The 17,100-nt window shown below is 28.2% G+C and carries 15 protein-coding genes and 1 other RNA gene; 12 read left to right on the top strand and 4 right to left on the bottom strand.

Features of this window, described 5'->3' with window-relative positions; genetic code table 11:
* Positions 1 to 42: 42 nt before the first annotated feature.
* The 10 genes from DIC82_03455 to DIC82_03410 all read left to right on the top strand — a co-directional run bounded on the left by DIC82_03455 (position 43) and on the right by DIC82_03410 (position 11,784).
* Complete coding sequence (locus tag DIC82_03455) at positions 43 to 846, top strand: DNA-binding response regulator (protein ID AWK50186.1); 804 nt, start codon at positions 43 to 45, stop codon at positions 844 to 846.
* Positions 847 to 1,171: 325 nt separating this feature from the next.
* Complete coding sequence (locus tag DIC82_03450; protein ID AWK50185.1) at positions 1,172 to 2,233, top strand: galactose ABC transporter substrate-binding protein; 1,062 nt, start codon at positions 1,172 to 1,174, stop codon at positions 2,231 to 2,233.
* A gap of 596 nt (positions 2,234 to 2,829) precedes the next feature.
* Positions 2,830 to 3,264: a large conductance mechanosensitive channel protein MscL gene (locus DIC82_03445; protein AWK50184.1), complete on the top strand. Its 435-nt coding sequence runs from the start codon at positions 2,830 to 2,832 to the stop codon at positions 3,262 to 3,264.
* A 315-nt stretch (positions 3,265 to 3,579) separates the two neighbouring features.
* Positions 3,580 to 7,020: a pyruvate carboxylase gene (locus DIC82_03440; GenBank protein ID AWK50183.1), complete on the top strand. Its 3,441-nt coding sequence runs from the start codon at positions 3,580 to 3,582 to the stop codon at positions 7,018 to 7,020.
* Positions 7,021 to 7,217: 197 nt separating this feature from the next.
* Positions 7,218 to 7,571, top strand: a complete 354-nt coding sequence (locus tag DIC82_03435; protein ID AWK50182.1) for a hypothetical protein — start codon at positions 7,218 to 7,220, stop codon at positions 7,569 to 7,571.
* A 217-nt stretch (positions 7,572 to 7,788) separates the two neighbouring features.
* The gene (locus DIC82_03430; GenBank protein AWK50181.1) at positions 7,789 to 8,811 is read left to right on the top strand and encodes an AI-2E family transporter; all 1,023 of its coding nucleotides are present in this window, start codon (positions 7,789 to 7,791) and stop codon (positions 8,809 to 8,811) included.
* 198 nt (positions 8,812 to 9,009) lie between these two features.
* Positions 9,010 to 9,885, top strand: a complete 876-nt coding sequence (locus DIC82_03425) for a two-component system response regulator (protein AWK50180.1) — start codon at positions 9,010 to 9,012, stop codon at positions 9,883 to 9,885.
* Entirely contained in the window at positions 9,867 to 10,334 is a 468-nt protein-coding gene (locus DIC82_03420) for a chemotaxis protein CheX (GenBank protein AWK50179.1), read from the top strand. Before DIC82_03425 ends, DIC82_03420 begins: the two co-directional genes overlap by 19 nt.
* Positions 10,335 to 10,452: 118 nt before the next feature.
* Complete coding sequence (locus DIC82_03415) at positions 10,453 to 11,052, top strand: nitroreductase (protein AWK50178.1); 600 nt, start codon at positions 10,453 to 10,455, stop codon at positions 11,050 to 11,052.
* A 93-nt stretch (positions 11,053 to 11,145) separates the two neighbouring features.
* Positions 11,146 to 11,784 carry a TIGR01906 family membrane protein gene (locus DIC82_03410; GenBank protein ID AWK50177.1) on the top strand — a complete coding sequence of 213 codons (639 nt, stop codon included), beginning with the start codon at positions 11,146 to 11,148 and terminating at the stop codon, positions 11,782 to 11,784.
* Positions 11,785 to 11,879: 95 nt separating this feature from the next.
* Here DIC82_03410 and DIC82_03405 read toward each other — a convergent pair whose 3' ends face one another.
* Positions 11,880 to 13,181 carry a voltage-gated chloride channel protein gene (locus tag DIC82_03405; GenBank protein ID AWK50176.1) on the bottom strand — a complete coding sequence of 434 codons (1,302 nt, stop codon included), beginning with the start codon at positions 13,179 to 13,181 and terminating at the stop codon, positions 11,880 to 11,882.
* A gap of 358 nt (positions 13,182 to 13,539) precedes the next feature.
* Between DIC82_03405 and DIC82_03400 the strand changes: the two genes are divergently transcribed.
* Positions 13,540 to 14,091, top strand: coding sequence for a metal-iron-binding protein (locus DIC82_03400; protein AWK50175.1), 552 nt, complete (start codon positions 13,540 to 13,542; stop codon positions 14,089 to 14,091).
* 189 nt (positions 14,092 to 14,280) lie between these two features.
* Positions 14,281 to 14,547: signal recognition particle sRNA large type (gene ffs / locus DIC82_03395), an RNA gene on the top strand.
* 127 nt (positions 14,548 to 14,674) lie between these two features.
* Here ffs and DIC82_03390 read toward each other — a convergent pair.
* The 3 genes from DIC82_03390 to DIC82_03380 are packed head-to-tail and all read right to left on the bottom strand — an operon-like array spanning position 14,675 to position 16,883.
* Positions 14,675 to 15,559: a fumarylacetoacetase gene (locus DIC82_03390; GenBank protein ID AWK50174.1), complete on the bottom strand. Its 885-nt coding sequence runs from the start codon at positions 15,557 to 15,559 to the stop codon at positions 14,675 to 14,677.
* 16 nt (positions 15,560 to 15,575) lie between these two features.
* On the bottom strand, positions 15,576 to 16,067 hold the full coding sequence (locus DIC82_03385) for a dihydrofolate reductase (protein AWK50173.1): 492 nt from the start codon (positions 16,065 to 16,067) through the stop codon (positions 15,576 to 15,578).
* A gap of 24 nt (positions 16,068 to 16,091) precedes the next feature.
* Positions 16,092 to 16,883, bottom strand: a complete 792-nt coding sequence (locus tag DIC82_03380) for a thymidylate synthase (protein AWK50172.1) — start codon at positions 16,881 to 16,883, stop codon at positions 16,092 to 16,094.
* Positions 16,884 to 17,100: the final 217 nt, after the last annotated feature.

The following is a 17,100-nucleotide window of genomic DNA, read 5'->3' as shown; positions in this document are numbered from 1 at the left end:
GATTATCCTAATGAATATTCTAAAGGGGAAGTGAATTAATTTATGGATGACATTATAAAAGTTATGATAATTGACGATGAGTATTTAATTAGAAATTTAATAAAGAATTGTATTGATTGGAATCAAATTGGAATGGATATAATTGCAGAAGCCTCTAATGCAGTAGAAGGCTTAAATTTAATAAATAAAAATAAGCCAGATATTATTTTAACAGATATTAATATGCCTATAACAGATGGATTGGATATGAGTAAAAGTATTCTAGAAAAATATCCGGATATTAAAGTAATTGTAATTACAGGTTATGATGAATTTGAATATGCAAAAAGGAGTATAAAGATAGGCGTAAGTGATTTTCTACTTAAACCGATAGATGAAGAGGAATTGGAAAATTCAGTTTTAAAATTGAAAAAGGAAATTTTAGCTGAACATTTAAAGAAGGAAGAGTATAAAAATATTAAAGAAAAAATGGTTACATTTAATAATATAATAAATTTTAGTGATAGTCCCCAAAATGAAGATAAAGCTTTAAGCATAGAACAAATAAAAAAGTTTATAGTTCAAAATATATCTAATCATGATTTATCTTTGAAATTAGTGGCCGAATATTTTTATGTTAATCCAAGTTATTTAAGTAGAATATTTAAGGAAAAAACTAATGAAAATTTTTCGGAGTATATTATGAATACAAAAATGAAAATAGCTATTGAAATGCTAAAGAATCCTAATGCGAAGGCTTATGAAATTTCAAAAAAAATTGGAATTGATGACCCAAATTACTTCAGTAATTGGTTTAAAAAATATACTGGGGTATCAATAAAGGATTATAAAAAGCAAAGTCAATAAGAATTTTAAGAGTTCTGAATTTTAATTTAAGTATTAAATAATCAGAATTTATATTGAGACATGTTTAAGCTGTCGAAGGAATACGCCTACTAATAAAGGAGTTTAGTATTTGTTTGATTTATTCAAATAATTAAGTTTGCTAAGGGTTATCTACGAAACATAATAATTGTACTAATTAGATTAATTTTATTTTATAGTAGTATTACATTATAAATTTCTAGATGGATAATGTTTGTAAGCCTCTTCATATTTTAATAATAGTATAAATTTAATACTTTTAATGCAACATAATAGTAAATATTAAGATATGAGCACGGAGGTTAAAATGAAGATCGCAAGAAAAATACTAGTGTTTACTATTCTAGTTATAATGATTTCTGCATTAATAAATAAAATATCAAATAATGTAGATAATAGTATATGTTTATCGACTAATAGTGCAAGAAAAGTAAATAACGTTGGAGTAATATTCTTTAAGCTTGATGATCCGTATATGTCGCTTGTTAAACAAGGTCTAGATAATATACAAAAGGAGAATGAAAGCACTGTAAAGTTTACTTATTTTGATGGTATGGATAATGAAGCTATAAAAGATGTGGCTTTAGATTCTATGTTTAAGGATAACTTTGATCTTTTATTAATTGATTTGGTTAATGAAGATGAAAATGAAGTATTAGATATTGTTACTAGAGCCAAACAAAGAAATATTCCTTTGATTTTATTTAATTTTGAATTATCTACTATACCAGAAGGTGTTACATATTATGATAAGGTTATTTTTATAGCAACAGATTCTAAGAAATCTGGAATTTTACAAGGAAACATTATTGTAGATAAATGGCGTGCCAAAAAAGATATTATAGATAAGAATAGAGACAATAAGCTTCAATATATTATGTTAAAAGGAGACCCAGAGAGTAAAGCAACAAATTACCGAACTAACTATTCTATATTGACAATTAATAATGCAGGAATAGAAACTGAAGAAGTATCGTCAAATGTATATAATTGGGATAGAGAATTAGCTAAACTTAATGTAGATTCTTTATTTTTAAGATATGGCAATAAAATAGAGGTAATAATTTCTAACAATGATGCTATGGCAATAGGAGCTATTGAAGCTTTACAAAAATATGGTTATAACAAAGGCGATAATACTAAAAGTATACCGGTTTTTGGAATTGATGGAATACCAGAAGCAAAAGATTTAATCAGCAAAGATATTATGGCTGGTACTGTTATTCAAGATCCTAACGAATTAGCACAAGCACTTTATACTGTTGGAATGAATCTAGTCTTAAATATAAATCCTCTAGAAAATACAAACTATAAATTTGATAAAACAGGAGTGTCAATAGAATTACCTTACTATGAATATCGTAAATAAATATTAAAATTGGAATTACAAGTATTATTATTAAGTTTAATAAAAATTAATAATAATAAGTAAAGAGTGATTTTTATGATTATAACATAAAATATAGAAATGCCTCTTGCAATATCATCTTCAGAGAAACGTTTATAATCTACTAAATAACTACGCCTCATAGTCCAGCGGTAGATTCTGCCGTACAATAACTTTTAAACTATGCTGCAAATTATTTCCATATTTGAATAATTTGCAGCATTTTAATATTTTAAAATAAATCAAGCTTTCACTTTTTATTTACTACACCTAGCATGCAAACCCATATAGCGTCTATATTCTCATACTGATCTAAAATTACTTCAGTAGCACTATTTCATTTAAAATTATTTTGCAAGTTGCAATACTAAGGGCTGTAATTCTTGCGATAGTTGTTTTTGTTACGCTTGATAGTGAGTTAAAAAATTGGAATCTATGTTAATCTTAAATAAATAATAAAGGATAAAATATAATCGAAACATAAAGAAAGATGGTAAAATGTAATTTGAAATTATATAGTAAGAATAAAAGAGTTAAAGTAACAGATAATAAAAGCAATTAAGAGGAGCGATATTAATATGTTAAAAGAATTTAAGGAATTTGCAATGAAAGGAAATATAGTAGATTTAGCAGTCGGTGTTATTATTGGTGGGGCTTTTGGTAAAATTGTTACATCTTTAGTTAATGATATCGTAATGCCTTTAGTAGGTATGTTAATGGGTAAAGTTGATTTTTCTAATTTGTTTTTTGCATTAGGAAGTGGAAGTTATACAACTATACAAGAAGCTAAAAATGCAGGTGTTTCTACAATAAACTATGGTTTATTTATAAATAATATAATAGATTTTTTAATAGTAGCTTTTTCAATTTTTATAGTTATAAAGCAAATTAATAGATTTTCAAAAAAGAAAGAAGAAAAACCTATTGAAAACAAGAAAAAATGCCCACATTGCTACAGTGAAATTCACATTGATGCAACAAGATGTCCAAATTGTACATCAGAATTGGCTTAAAATTAATTTAATAAATTATAATTGAATTGCAGAAAAATGAAAGAACAAAAAAAAAATAATTCATATTCTTAAAAAAAATAAATTAATATTACAATAAAAATCATGTAAAAATTAATAGAAAAGATAAAAAATATGTGTAAAATAGCATGAAATATGTTATAATCTAATATATTAATTCTGAATGAAAAAATTATATAATGACTACATATGAGTTGTGAAAATTGCATAATTAGCTTTTGATAAGCTACTGTGCAAAAAAAATAATTCATGCTTTATAAATAAAAAATCAAGACATATTAAAGGAGTGTATTTTAATTGGGGAAAAAATTTAAAAGAGTACTAGTTGCCAATAGAGGCGAGATAGCAATAAGAATATTTAGAGCATGTCATGAACTTGGCATAAGAACAGTGGCTATATATACAGAGGAAGATAAATTATCTCTTTTTAGAACTAAGGCTAATGAAGCATATTTAATTGGAAAAAATAAAGGTCCAGTTGAAGCTTATTTAAACATTGATGAAATAATAAGTCTTGCATTAAAAAAGCACGTAGATGCTATACATCCAGGATATGGATTCTTATCTGAAAATTCTGAATTTGCTAGAAGATGTGAAGAAGCTGGAATAGAATTCATAGGTCCAAAAGCAGAAATGATGGAACAATTAGGTGATAAGATTCAATCAAAAATAGTTGCTCAAAATGCTGGGGTTCCAGTAATACCAGGTGTGGAAAGAGCAATATCTTCAGAAGAAGAAGCTACTGAAATAGCTAAAATGTGTGGATATCCTGTAATGATAAAAGCTGCTGCTGGTGGTGGCGGTAGAGGAATGAGAATAGTAAGAAGTGAAAATGAACTTATAGAATCATTCAGAAGCGCTAAAAATGAATCTAAAAAAGCTTTTGGTATAGATGATATGTTCATTGAAAAATATATAGAAGCACCAAAGCATATTGAAATTCAAGTTTTAGGTGATAAGTATGGTAATATAGTACATCTTTATGAAAGAGATTGTTCTATTCAAAGAAGGCATCAAAAAGTTATTGAAATTGCACCAGCATTATCTTTGACAGAAGAAAAAAGAGCACAAATATGTGAGGATGCATTAAAAATAGCTACATCTGTAGGCTATAGAAGTGCAGGAACATTAGAGTTTTTAGTTGATAAGAATGGTAATCATTACTTCATAGAAATGAATCCAAGAGTTCAAGTTGAACATACAATTACTGAAATGGTTACAGGAATAGATATAGTTCAAAGTCAAATTTTAATTGCAGAAGGATTTAGTTTAGATTCTGAAGAAGTAGGAATATATTCTCAAGACGATATAAGACCAAGAGGATTTGCAATTCAATGTAGGGTAACTACAGAAGATCCTTCAAATAATTTCTCTCCAGATACAGGAAGGATTGACGTTTATAGAAGTGGATCAGGTTTTGGGATAAGACTTGATGGAGGAAATGGATATAGTGGTGCGGTAATCAGCCCTTATTATGATAGTTTACTTGTAAAGAGTACTGCATACTCAAGAACCTTTGAAGATACAGTTAGAAAATCTATACGTGCAATTAAAGAATTAACTATTACAGGTGTTAAAACTAATGTAGATTTCTTAATAAATGTATTAAATAATGATCAATTCCAAAAGGGTGAATGTGATACTAACTTTATATCAGACAATCCACAATTATTTGATATAAAACCAAGAACTGATGAAGAACATAGAATTTTAAATTTCATTGGTCAAAAAATAGTAAATGAAACTAAGGGAATAAAAAAGGAATATGATGTACCTGATATTCCTAATATACTTACTTTAGATGGTTTGAGTGGTACAAAACAAATATTAGATGCAGAAGGACCAGAAGGTGTAGTTAAATGGATAAAGAATCAAAAGAAACTACTTCTTACAGATACAACAATGAGAGATGCGCAACAATCATTAATGGCTACTCGTGTTAGAACTCAAGATATGAAAAATATTGCAAAAGCAACAGCTGTTTATGGAAATGACTTATTCTCTCTTGAAATGTGGGGTGGAGCTACATTTGATACTGCATACAGATTCTTAAAGGAATCTCCATGGAAGAGACTTGAATCTTTAAGAAAAAGAATTCCAAATGTTATGTTCCAAATGCTTCTTAGAGGAGCAAATGGTGTAGGCTATAAAAATTATCCTGATAATGTTATAAGGGAATTTATAAAAGAATCTGCAACAAGTGGAATAGATATATTTAGAATATTTGATTCACTTAATTGGTTAAAAGGTATAGAAACATCATTAGATGAAGTATTAAAATGTGGAAAAGTTGCAGAAGTTGCTCTATGCTATACTGGTGATATTTTAGATGAAAATAGAGATAAATATAGCCTTAAGTATTATGTAGATAAAGCTAAAGAAATAGAAAAAATGGGTGCTCATATACTTGCTATAAAGGATATGTCAGCTTTACTTAAACCTTATGCAGCTAAAAAACTTATAACTGCATTAAAAGATGAAATTTCAATTCCTATTCAACTTCATACTCATGATACTACTGGTAATGGAGTTGCTACAGTATTAATGGCAGCGGATGCAGGGGTTGATATTATTGATACAACTTTTAATAGTATGTCAGGACTTACAAGTCAACCTGCATTAAATTCAATTGTAGCAGCTCTTGAAAATACAGATAGAGATACAGGTATTGATTTAACTGGAATTCAAAAGATATCTGATTACTGGGATACTGTAAGACCTGTTTACAGTCAATTTGAATCAGACTTAAAATCAGGAAGTGCTGAAATTTATAAATTTGAGATACCTGGTGGTCAATATTCAAATTTAAAACCACAAGTTGAAAGTTTTGGTCTTGGACATAGATTTAATGATGTAAAACATATGTATAAAAAAGTAAATGATATGCTTGGAGATATAATAAAAGTTACTCCTTCATCAAAAATGGTTGGAGATATGGCTATCTTTATGGTTCAAAATGATTTAACTCCTGAGAACATAAATGAAAAAGCAAAGAATATGGCATTCCCAGATTCCATAGTTTCATATTTTAAAGGAATGATGGGTCAACCAGAAGGTGGATTCCCTAAGGAATTGCAAAAGATTGTTTTAAAGGGTGAGGAAGCTATAACTGTTAGACCAGGAGAATTATTACCACCAGAGGATTTTGACAAGATTGAAGCATATTTAAAAGAAGAATATAAGTTCAATCCGTGTAAAAAAGATGTGCTAAGTTATGCACTGTATCCAGATGTATTTGAGGCATTTATAAAATCAGTATTAGAATATGGAGATGTAAGCCGCATGGGTAGTGATGTATTCTTCCATGGACTTGCAGAAGGTGAAACTAGTGAAATCGAAGTAGCAGAAGGTAAGACAATGATTATCCAATTAATCGAAATTGGAAAATTAGATGCAGAAGGAAATAGAACTTTAGACTTTGAAATCAATGGAAACAGAAGAGAAATAAAAATAAAAGATAAAACTGAAAGAATCCTAGGTAATTCAAACGAAAATAGTAGTACCAAAATGGCTGACCCTGAAGATAAATTAGAAATTGGAGCAAGTATTCCTGGAACTATAATTAAGGTGCTTGTTAAAGAAGGCGATGAAGTTAAAGAAGGTGAAAGCTTACTTGTAATAGAAGCAATGAAGATGGAAACAAATATAGTAGCTTCTAGTGCAGGAATAATTGAATCTGTTCTTAAAGAAGAAGGTCAACAAGTTAAAACCGGTGAATTATTAATAAAAATAAAGTAAAATTTTCAAAGTAAGTTTTGTACTTCAGTTCAAATTAGTTTAACTAATGCCCTGAAGAGATACTTCAGCAATGTACAAATAGCTACATTCACTAGGAATAAGATAAAACAATATAGTTAAATAGGAGGGCTGTCTCAAAAGTCTAATTTTGAAACAGTCTCTTATTTTTAAAGGAGGACTTTAATATAGAAAACTTCATGCCGATTATTGGGATTGTACTTAAGAATGGTTATATAGAAAGTTATGATCATAAAACAGCAGAAAGACATAATTTTCATCATACTTTCATTATGTCTTCACAAGATAAAAAAGAAATTGATTATGATAGTGCATTAAGATTTGTAAAACTGGACGGTGAGGAATTTTATACACTAGAAGGCGAACCAGCGCTTGATCCAAGAACAACAGGAAAGAAACAAATCAGTTTTTTTGCAACGTATTGTGTAGAAAGTGGAGTTGATTCCAATATTAAAGTGAAAATAAAGGATCATAAACTCGGAACTTATTATGAAGGGCAATTTATAGGGTGTTTAAAAGATTTTATAGGGTAAAAGATAATATAATTAAAAAATGCATACTAAAATACAGGATAAGAAAATCTGACATCTTATCCTGTATTTTAGTATTTATATATATTATAGTTTAAAATCATTTACATAGAAAAGTAAAACTGCTAGTATTAATATAGGGATATTTATATATAAGAGTTACAATATTTATATAAATTATTCAAATTTAAAATCATAAGATATGCAAGGAGTAGTATTGATGCCAAATATGATGCAAGTTATAAAAAGCCAAGTTTTTAAAAGGTTTATAACATTATTAATAGTATTTATATTTTTATATGCAATGAAAGACATGCTTAGTTTGATGCTTTTAACTTTTGTATTTACATATTTAATTGATAATGTCTCTCAATTTTTAATAATTAAACTTGATAATAAAATAAGGATAAACTATAAAGTAATGATATTGACAGTTTCTTTAGTTGTAACAGCTATGCTATTCATAATAATAATAGATTTTTTACCACTAGTTATTCAAGAATTTAAACAGGTTGTTAGACAAATAAATGAAATTTATAGTTCTCCACAAAATAATCAATTTATTAATTTGATACAAGAAAAATTAGACCAAATTTATGGAAGTATCTTTTCAACAGAAGGCATAAATTACATTGTACAGTCTATTTCTAATATAAGTAAAATAGGAATTAATATTGTAATTGCTTTAATTTTAAGTATTTTTTTCCTTTTAGAAAAAGACAAGATAATTCAATTTACATCTAAATTTAGACAAAGTAAAATATCTGGAATTTATAGTGAACTTCAATTTTTAGGGAGAAAATTTATTTCTTCATTTGGTAAAGTTATAGAAGTACAAATAGTTATAGCTACAATTAATGGTGTACTATCTACTATTGGATTATGGATAATTGGATTCCCTCATCTATTAGGATTTGGAATGATGGTAATGTTGCTTGGCCTTATTCCTGTAGCAGGCGTAATAATATCATTAGTACCATTAAGCATAGTTGCTTTTAATAATGGAGGATTAGTTCAAGTTGTATATGTGCTTATTATGATTGCATTACTTCATGCAATTGAAGCGTACATATTAAATCCAAAGTTAATGTCGGCAAAAACTAAGTTACCTATATTTTATACGTTAAGTATACTTATAGTATCAGAACATATTGCTGGAATATTAGGATTAATTGTTGGAATTCCTGTGTTTATGTTTATATTAGATATAATTGAAGTACCGTACATTAATAAGAACAACTAATAATGATAAATGTAAAAGTTTTAATATATTATTAGTCTAAAAGAAGAGAGAAATATTATAATATTCTGAAATTTATTGAGTATTGTTGAATTTTAAAATATAATAATAATAGGGTTAATTGTCAGTAAATAGACATATTGAATATTTAAGTTATAAGAATTAAATATAATTTTTAGGGATAAAGGGGTGTATGGGATTATGAAAAATGTAAATATTGTTATAGTTGATGATTCTCCTTTCCAAATTGCTTTGTTACGAGATGTGTTAACAGAGAATGGGTTTAATGTTGTAGGAGAAGCAAGTTCTTTAGCAGAAACAATTGAAGTAGTTATGAATACAAAACCAGATTTAGTAACAATGGATATGACTATTCCAGGAACTGATGGATTTGAATGTACAAGAGAAATACATAAAATTAATTCTAATATTAAAGTAATAATTGTTAGTTCGATGATGGATGATGAAATTGTAAGAAAAGCTAAAAAAACTCATGTATCTGGATATGCACAAAAACCAGTTGAGGCAGAAGAACTAACTTTATTAATAAATAGAGTGATGGTAGATGAGGAATTATTTTTAGAGCTAGAAGGATTCTATTCTGCAATATTCAAAGAATCTCTATTAAATGTTTTTAATAAACTTACTAAAACAATTCCGCAAATCACAGATGAAAGTAATGTTAATGTAGAAAAACATAGTGCAGGTATTTCAATAATTATGGGTATTATAGGAAAATACTCAGGAAGAATGATTGTTGATATGTCATTTGAATCTGCACATAATATAGCAAAAAATTTAATTAAAAGAGAGCCTAAAGATAATGAAGAAATTCTTAATGTTATGGCTGAAATATCAAATATGATTGCAGGAAATGCATGCTCAATGATAAATAAAAAGAACAAAGTATTAGGACTAAGGGTTGCACCACCAACTACATTTCATGGAGAATCAATTAGTATATCAAAAGCAGAATTAGAGGCTATTTATGCTGCAAATGCAAAAACTCAATTTGGGGATTTGTCAATAAGTATAGGTTTTGGAAGAGGTGAAGGTGAATGGATGTCAATTATATAAATCCTATTTTGAATTCTTTTGCAAGTGTTATGCCCCAATTGGGTTTAACTAATGTGGAGAAAAAAGGAATGAGATTGAAAGGTAGATTTATAGAAAGTCCAGGAGTTATGATTATTGTGGGTATTATTGGTGACATTAGAGGAAATGTTATTTATGGACTTAGTTTAAATGATGCAAAAAAAATTGCATCTACAATGATGATGGGAATGCCCGTAGATAACTTTGATGAATTAGCACAAAGTGCAATTTCAGAACTTACAAATATGTTAACAGCCAATGTGGCAACCAACTTTTCAAATGATAATATAAATATAAATATATCCACACCAACTCTTATTCATGGAGAATTTACTGCAAATGCAAGCTCTGATAAAGTGGTTTGCATTGAAATGGGAGTAAATGAGATGGTGATTGAGGTTAATATATCAATGGAAAAAAATACACTTTAATATATTAAAAGTTGCCAATAAAGCCATTTATAATTTTTAAATTATAAATGGCTTTATTATAAAATTATTATGAGACATAAAAGAAAATAACAAATCAAAGATGGGAGATATGATTGATATGAAAAAGGATTTTTATGATGCAGTAGCAGAGAGACGTTCATTTTATGGGATTAGCAAAGAAACAGTTGTTTCAGATGAAAGAATTAAAGAAGTAATTAATCATGCAGTAAAGCATACTCCATCAGCATTTAATTCACAAAGTACAAGAGTAATTCTATTGCTAGATAAACAACACGACAAGTTATGGGATATTACGAAGGAAGCTTTAAGAAAGATTATTCCTGTTGATAAATTCAGCTCAACTGAAGAAAAAATAAATTCATTTAGTAATGGATATGCAACAATTTTATTTTTTGAAGACAATAGTACAATTAAATCTCTTCAAGAGCAGTTTCCATTATACGAAGGAAACTTTCCGATTTGGTCTCAACAAACGAATGGAATGCATCAATATGTTATTTGGACTTCATTAGAAATTGAAGGCTTCGGTGTTTCATTACAACATTATAATGAACTTATTGAAGAAGATGTAAAGAATGAATGGAAGATACCTAATAACTGGAAATTAATTGCTCAGATGCCATTTGGAAAACCCACTGCAACACCTAATGAAAAGAAATATAATGGATTAGAAGAACGGATAAAAGTATTTAAATAATAACAGAAACACTATGAATATAGAGTATTAAAAAGTATTTAAAACTCTTATTAAGGAAGTGAATTTATTATATATAATAATAGTTGTGCAACAATACAAAAGTTAGTTTTTAATCTTTTGAGAGATATATTTTATGCAATTTCTATTATCGCTATTGCAGTTTTAGGTGTTCTAAATGTGACAGTTGTATATAGATATGTAATCCACAAATATGAATTAAATAATTATACTGGATTATCAACAGACATATTAATGGATAATTATAAAAGAATAATTTACTATGTTCAAAATCCATTGAATAATGAATTAGTACTTAATAAGTTACCTATGAGTAGTTTTGGGAAAATTCATTTTTATGAAGTGAAACAAATATTTATATTTTTATATACAATTAGTATTATTTTCATTGTTATAATGATTTTTAAAATAATTAATAATAAAAATAATAATTTGGGTAAAATGCTTATAAAAAGCTTTAATAATAGTGTAAATATAATAACAGTAATATTCATTTCTGTTTCTATAATGGTAGTAATGGATTTTTCTAAGACATTTTATTTTTTTCATAAAATATTTTTTAGAAATGACTATTGGATTTTTGATTCGGTAACTGATCCGATAATAAATGCATTGCCTGAAGAACTTTTTATGATTGAATTAATCTTAGTATTAAGTTTGTTAGTAATATTTACTTTAGTTATTAAGGTTATTCATTTAAAAAATAAAGATTAATAAAAAGAAATAAAGGGATAAGTTTTTATTAAATTACTTATGATTTGCTAGTAGTATTAACAAATCATAAGTGACTGAAATGAATTCTTACCCCTTTATTTTATATAATGGGAAAGAGTAGCGTCTTTAGGTACCTCGACTAATTTACTTTTGCTTGTGCTAATTTTCTGAGAAATATAAATCCCTGAATGACCTGAAAATAAATAACTTATTGCACAAGTCATAAACATATATTCACTACCTTGAGAACCAAACATTTCAATGCCTAAAATGAAAGAGGTAATTGGTGCATTAGTTGCGCCTGCAAATACTCCAATAAGACCTAAGCACGCTAAAAATGAAGGTGAAATATGAAGAATACTTGATAAAGTATTTCCAAAGGTTGAACCTATTACAAATAGAGGTGTAACCTCACCACCTTGAAATCCAGTGCCTAAAGTAAGAGATGTAAATATAAGTTTATTTAAAAATGCAAAAGGATTAACCTGTTCAGTAAATGAATCTGAAATTAATGGAATGCTAAGTCCAAGGTAATCTCTTGTTCCAACTATATATGTTAAAATGATTATGATAAACCCACCCACCACACTTTTAAAAGTTGCACTTTCAAAGCTATAAGAAAATAAAGCTTTTAATTTATGTGTTAATTCACTAAATAATTTACTAATAAGTCCAAATAAGATTGAGGCAATTATAACTTTCAAGACTACAGTATATGTAATATCAGGAATTCCTAATATATTATAGTGTGAATGATGAATACCAAGAATTTCTGTCACCCAATTTCCTACAAAAGCAGCTGTAAAACAAGGTATTAATCCACTATAATTCATGGATCCAAGTGCTGCAACTTCTAACCCGAATATAGTTCCAGCAAGTGGAGTACCAAAGACAGAACCAAATCCACTGCTAATTCCACACATTAGAATAATTTTAGTGTCGATTTTATCCAATCTAAATAAGCGTCCAATGCCTTCTGATATACTTGCACCTATTTGTACACCAGTACCTTCTCTTCCGGCAGAACCTCCGAATAAGTGTGTTATAAAAGTCCCTAAAAAAACCAAAGGAGCCATGCGCAGAGGGATATTATCTGCATTTTCATTAATTTTATCTATGATTAAATTATTACCCTTTGAAGAACTTTTTCCATACTTGGAATATATAAAACTAACAAAAGCACCGCCTATTGGCAGAAGAAACAATAACCATGGATTACTGTTTCTTAAATCTGTTGCAATCTCTAAACTTTTCAAAAATAAAGTTGCCGCTATTCCGGTTAAAGTACCAACAATTGATCCTATAAATACCCATTTTAAAAATGATATTCCAATAATTGTACTGATAGTAGAGTTTTTAAGAAATGTAAATTTATTTTGTTGATTTTTTTTAATCATTTTTTCTCCTCTCAGTCATTTTCATAAGGTGTTTGAGTCCTGTGAAAGAAAATGCGAGTCAAAAGGACTAGCATATTGATTTGTTATTTTTTGAATGTGTCTAAATAAAAAACTCCTACAAAATAACGTCATTCGTTGTTTTGTAGGAGCCTTTAGCGTTACGAAATTAAGGCGAACTCCATCGCCTAAAATATATTTTATATATTAACATTATTATAGATAATTAGCAATGTTAATATATATGTTGTAAGAAATAATCTACATTCAAATAGGTCATGATTACCTGATTAAAATCAGAGTAGCCACTTATACAAAAAATATGTTAAAATATATATGAAATTGGAAAGTGGTGAATTATTTGAAGTGTAAAATATGTGGTATGGAAATAAACGAAAAAAATTATAATTTTAATGAATTAGCTTTTAATGATAAGAATTCTATAAATAATATTATATATTGTCCATTTTGTGGTGTAAGCAAGAAATATTTAGATGTAGAAAATGAAATCATTACAGTGGAAAGTAATTTACTCAATGAAAATACTTTAAAGATTCTAGATCATGCTGTTAAACTTGAACTTTTTAATGGTGATTTTTACAATACAGCAGCAATGATGTCAAAGGATGATGAAGTTAAAAAAATATTTAAAGCATTAGCAAAGATAGAAATATTTCATTCTAAGATACATCAGAGACTAGGTGGATTCACGAGAACTCCGAATTTAAATAAAATAAATTATGATAAATATGATAATGATAATTCTCTTTTAAAATTAGCAAAGCAAAAGGAAGAGCATGCTGTAGCTTATTATGAAAAGTACAAAAATGAAGTTAATGATAATAATTTATTTAAAATTTTTGAGGCTTTAGCAGAAGTGGAAAAGGAACATATTATCCTTGTTAAAAAGTAATTATGGGGGATGGAAGAAATTTAATATAAAGCCAAAAAGAATATCCTTGAATTTGCTATTCTTATATGTTATCATTAACAAGTATTAAAAATAGTATTTGGTAAATATGGTTTGGCGTCCACATTGGGGACGGAAATTTTTCTTGATAAAGAAAATTTTGAGGTTCAAGCCCTCAACATTCCACCATTGCCATGCTAGATGGGGAGTCAGCGGTGCCCTGTAACCTGCAATCCGCTATAGCAGGATTTAATTCCTCGCTTAGATATTAGCAATCTATAGTCTGACTTTTGTAAGTGGTGTTGATGACTGGGTCCCACGCAATGGAAGCCCATGAACCTCGTCAGATCTGGAAGGAAGCAGCGATAAGTGGTTCCTTTCATGTGCCGTGGATCAATCTGGTCTGAGCTAACTGCAGAAGTAACGTATAGAGAACTAATAACAAAGCGAGGTGCATGGTCTATTTTAATATTTAATTACAATTAAGAACTTTAATCAGGTTATTCTTCAATAGGATTAACATAGGACATACAATAGGATAAGAAAATGAGGGCATTTCATTTATGAAATACCCTCATTTTCTTTTCTATTTTATAATATTTTTAAGACAACCGATGCCTTCAATTTCACATTCTACTATATCTCCAGATTTTAAAAACCTTGGTGGTTCAAAACCCATGCCTACACCTGCAGGAGTTCCCATTGCAATAATAGTTCCAGCTTTTAAAGTAACTCCTTGAGATAACTCATGAATTACATCTTCAATTGAAGTTATCATAAGATCAGTTGTACTATTTTGCCTTAACTCTCCATTAACTCTAGAACATATTTGGAGTACAGGTGGATTTACAAATTCATCTTTAGTAACAATGGAAGGTCCCATTGGTGTAAAACCATCTAAGCTTTTGCCAAAGTACCATTGTTTATGTCTTGTCTGTAGATTTCTTGCACTAACATCATTCATAACAGTATATCCAAACACATAGTCATAAGCATCCTTTTTAGCAACATTTTTGGCATCTTTTTTAATTATTACTACTAGTTCGGCTTCATAGTCTAAACTATCGACAATTTCTGGATAGCTTGGAATATAATCTTGATCTCCAGTTGCAATATTTACTCTTTTTGAAAAATAAACTGCATATGGTCTATCACCACCGAAAGCTTCTTTTTTATATCTTGCAGATTCCACCGCATGAGCCATGTAATTAATGCCTAAACAAATTATATCTTGTTTAGGATTAGGAATTGGAGCCATCTTGCAAATATCATTAATAGAAAGAATCTCTATAGAACCTTTTTCAAGTATTGATTTCAAATTTTTCATTTCTTCATCAGTTATATTTTCTATTAACTCATTCATATTATTATAATTTGAACCAAGGCTTTTTAATGGATAAACGCCTTGTTCATCTTTAGTTAAAATTCCAACTTGCTCTATATAATCATACTTAAAAGTTATAAATTTCATACAAAATCCTCCAGTTTTAGTTTCTTACTAAATCTATAAATGTATACTTAAGACCATTTTTTTCATCAATAAGTTGTTCAGAAACATACTCTGCTTTAAATTCATCATAATTAATTTCAGGAAAATATGTATCACCTTCAAAAGTCTCATCTATTTTGGTTAGATATATTTTTTGCGTATAAGGAAGGAGTTGCTTATAAATTTCTGATCCACCAATTACAAAGATTTCATCCTCGCAATTTGAATATTTTTCAAGCAGTGAATTTAAATCATGAACTATTGTAACTTTATCTGAATCAACGCTAAAGTTCTCATCTCTAGTTACAATTATGTGTTCTCTATTTGGTAAAATTCCAGGCAATGATTCAAAAGTCTTTCTTCCCATAATCATTTTTTTGTTAGAAGTAATTTGTTTGAATCTCTTTAAATCTTCTGAGATGTGCCATAGTAATTTATTATCTTTTCCAATAACATTATTTTTTGCAACAGCAACACTTATTGATATCATTTATTAGTCCTCCTTAAAACTTTATTATACTGATACTTCCATTTTGATTGCGTCATGATGTTCATAACCCTCAAGCTTTATATCCTCTGGTGTAAAGTCATAGAAGTTTTTAATTTCAGGATTAATCCAAAGCTTAGGAGCATTATATGCATCATTTTTTCTTGTTAATTGAATTTTCACACCTTCAATTTGATTTTTATATATATGAGCATTGTTTATAACATGAGTAAACAATCCAGGCTTAAGTCCTGTAACTTGAGCTAGTAAATGAACGAGTACTGCATATTGACTTGTATTAAATGGAACTCCAAGAGGCCAATCACCGCTTCTTTGTACAAGCATGCAGTTTAGTTTTCCATCTGTTACATCCCACATTGTAAGGAAACAACAAGGATACAATGCACCACCATCTAAATATGGTATTTGCCATAAATTAAGCATCATTCTTCTGTCTTGAGGATTATTTTTTAAAGCCTCGATTAAATTATCCATTTGATTAAACTTTTTAACTATAAAGCCATAAGAGGTTCCAATAGTTCCGTCTTCCATCATCCATTCATCCCAAATTTTAACGTTTTGTGCTTGAAGATCTTTTACATTATTCGATTGATCTTTAAATATCCATAAAAGTTCTTTAACGGCAGTTTTAAAAGCGACAAATTTAGTTGTTAGTATAGGAAATTCTTTTTCTAAATTGAATTGCATGATTTGATGAGGTAATTTATAAGTTGGCATTCCAGTTCTATTGTTATCAAGGTATCCATTTTCTAATATATCATTAGCAATAGATAAGTATTTATCATCATATAAGCTCATTTTTATGTATTCCTCCTAATTATCCTGTGCTTTTTGAATAATTTTTCAAATATATTCTTTCATTATTTTAGCACATAATAATGACTTAGGGATATAAAAAATAACAAGTTCAAGATGTGATACATATGAGATATAATTTATAACATTAATAAATCTTAGTCATTAGATTAAAGTAGTAGAGAACAAATATTTAATGAGTCCTTATACTAATTATTCA

Source organism: Clostridium beijerinckii (genome assembly GCA_003129525.1).
GTDB lineage: Bacteria > Bacillota > Clostridia > Clostridiales > Clostridiaceae > Clostridium > Clostridium beijerinckii_D.
Note: the sequence above shows the minus strand (reverse complement) of the source record. Positions and strands in the feature narration are given on the sequence as shown.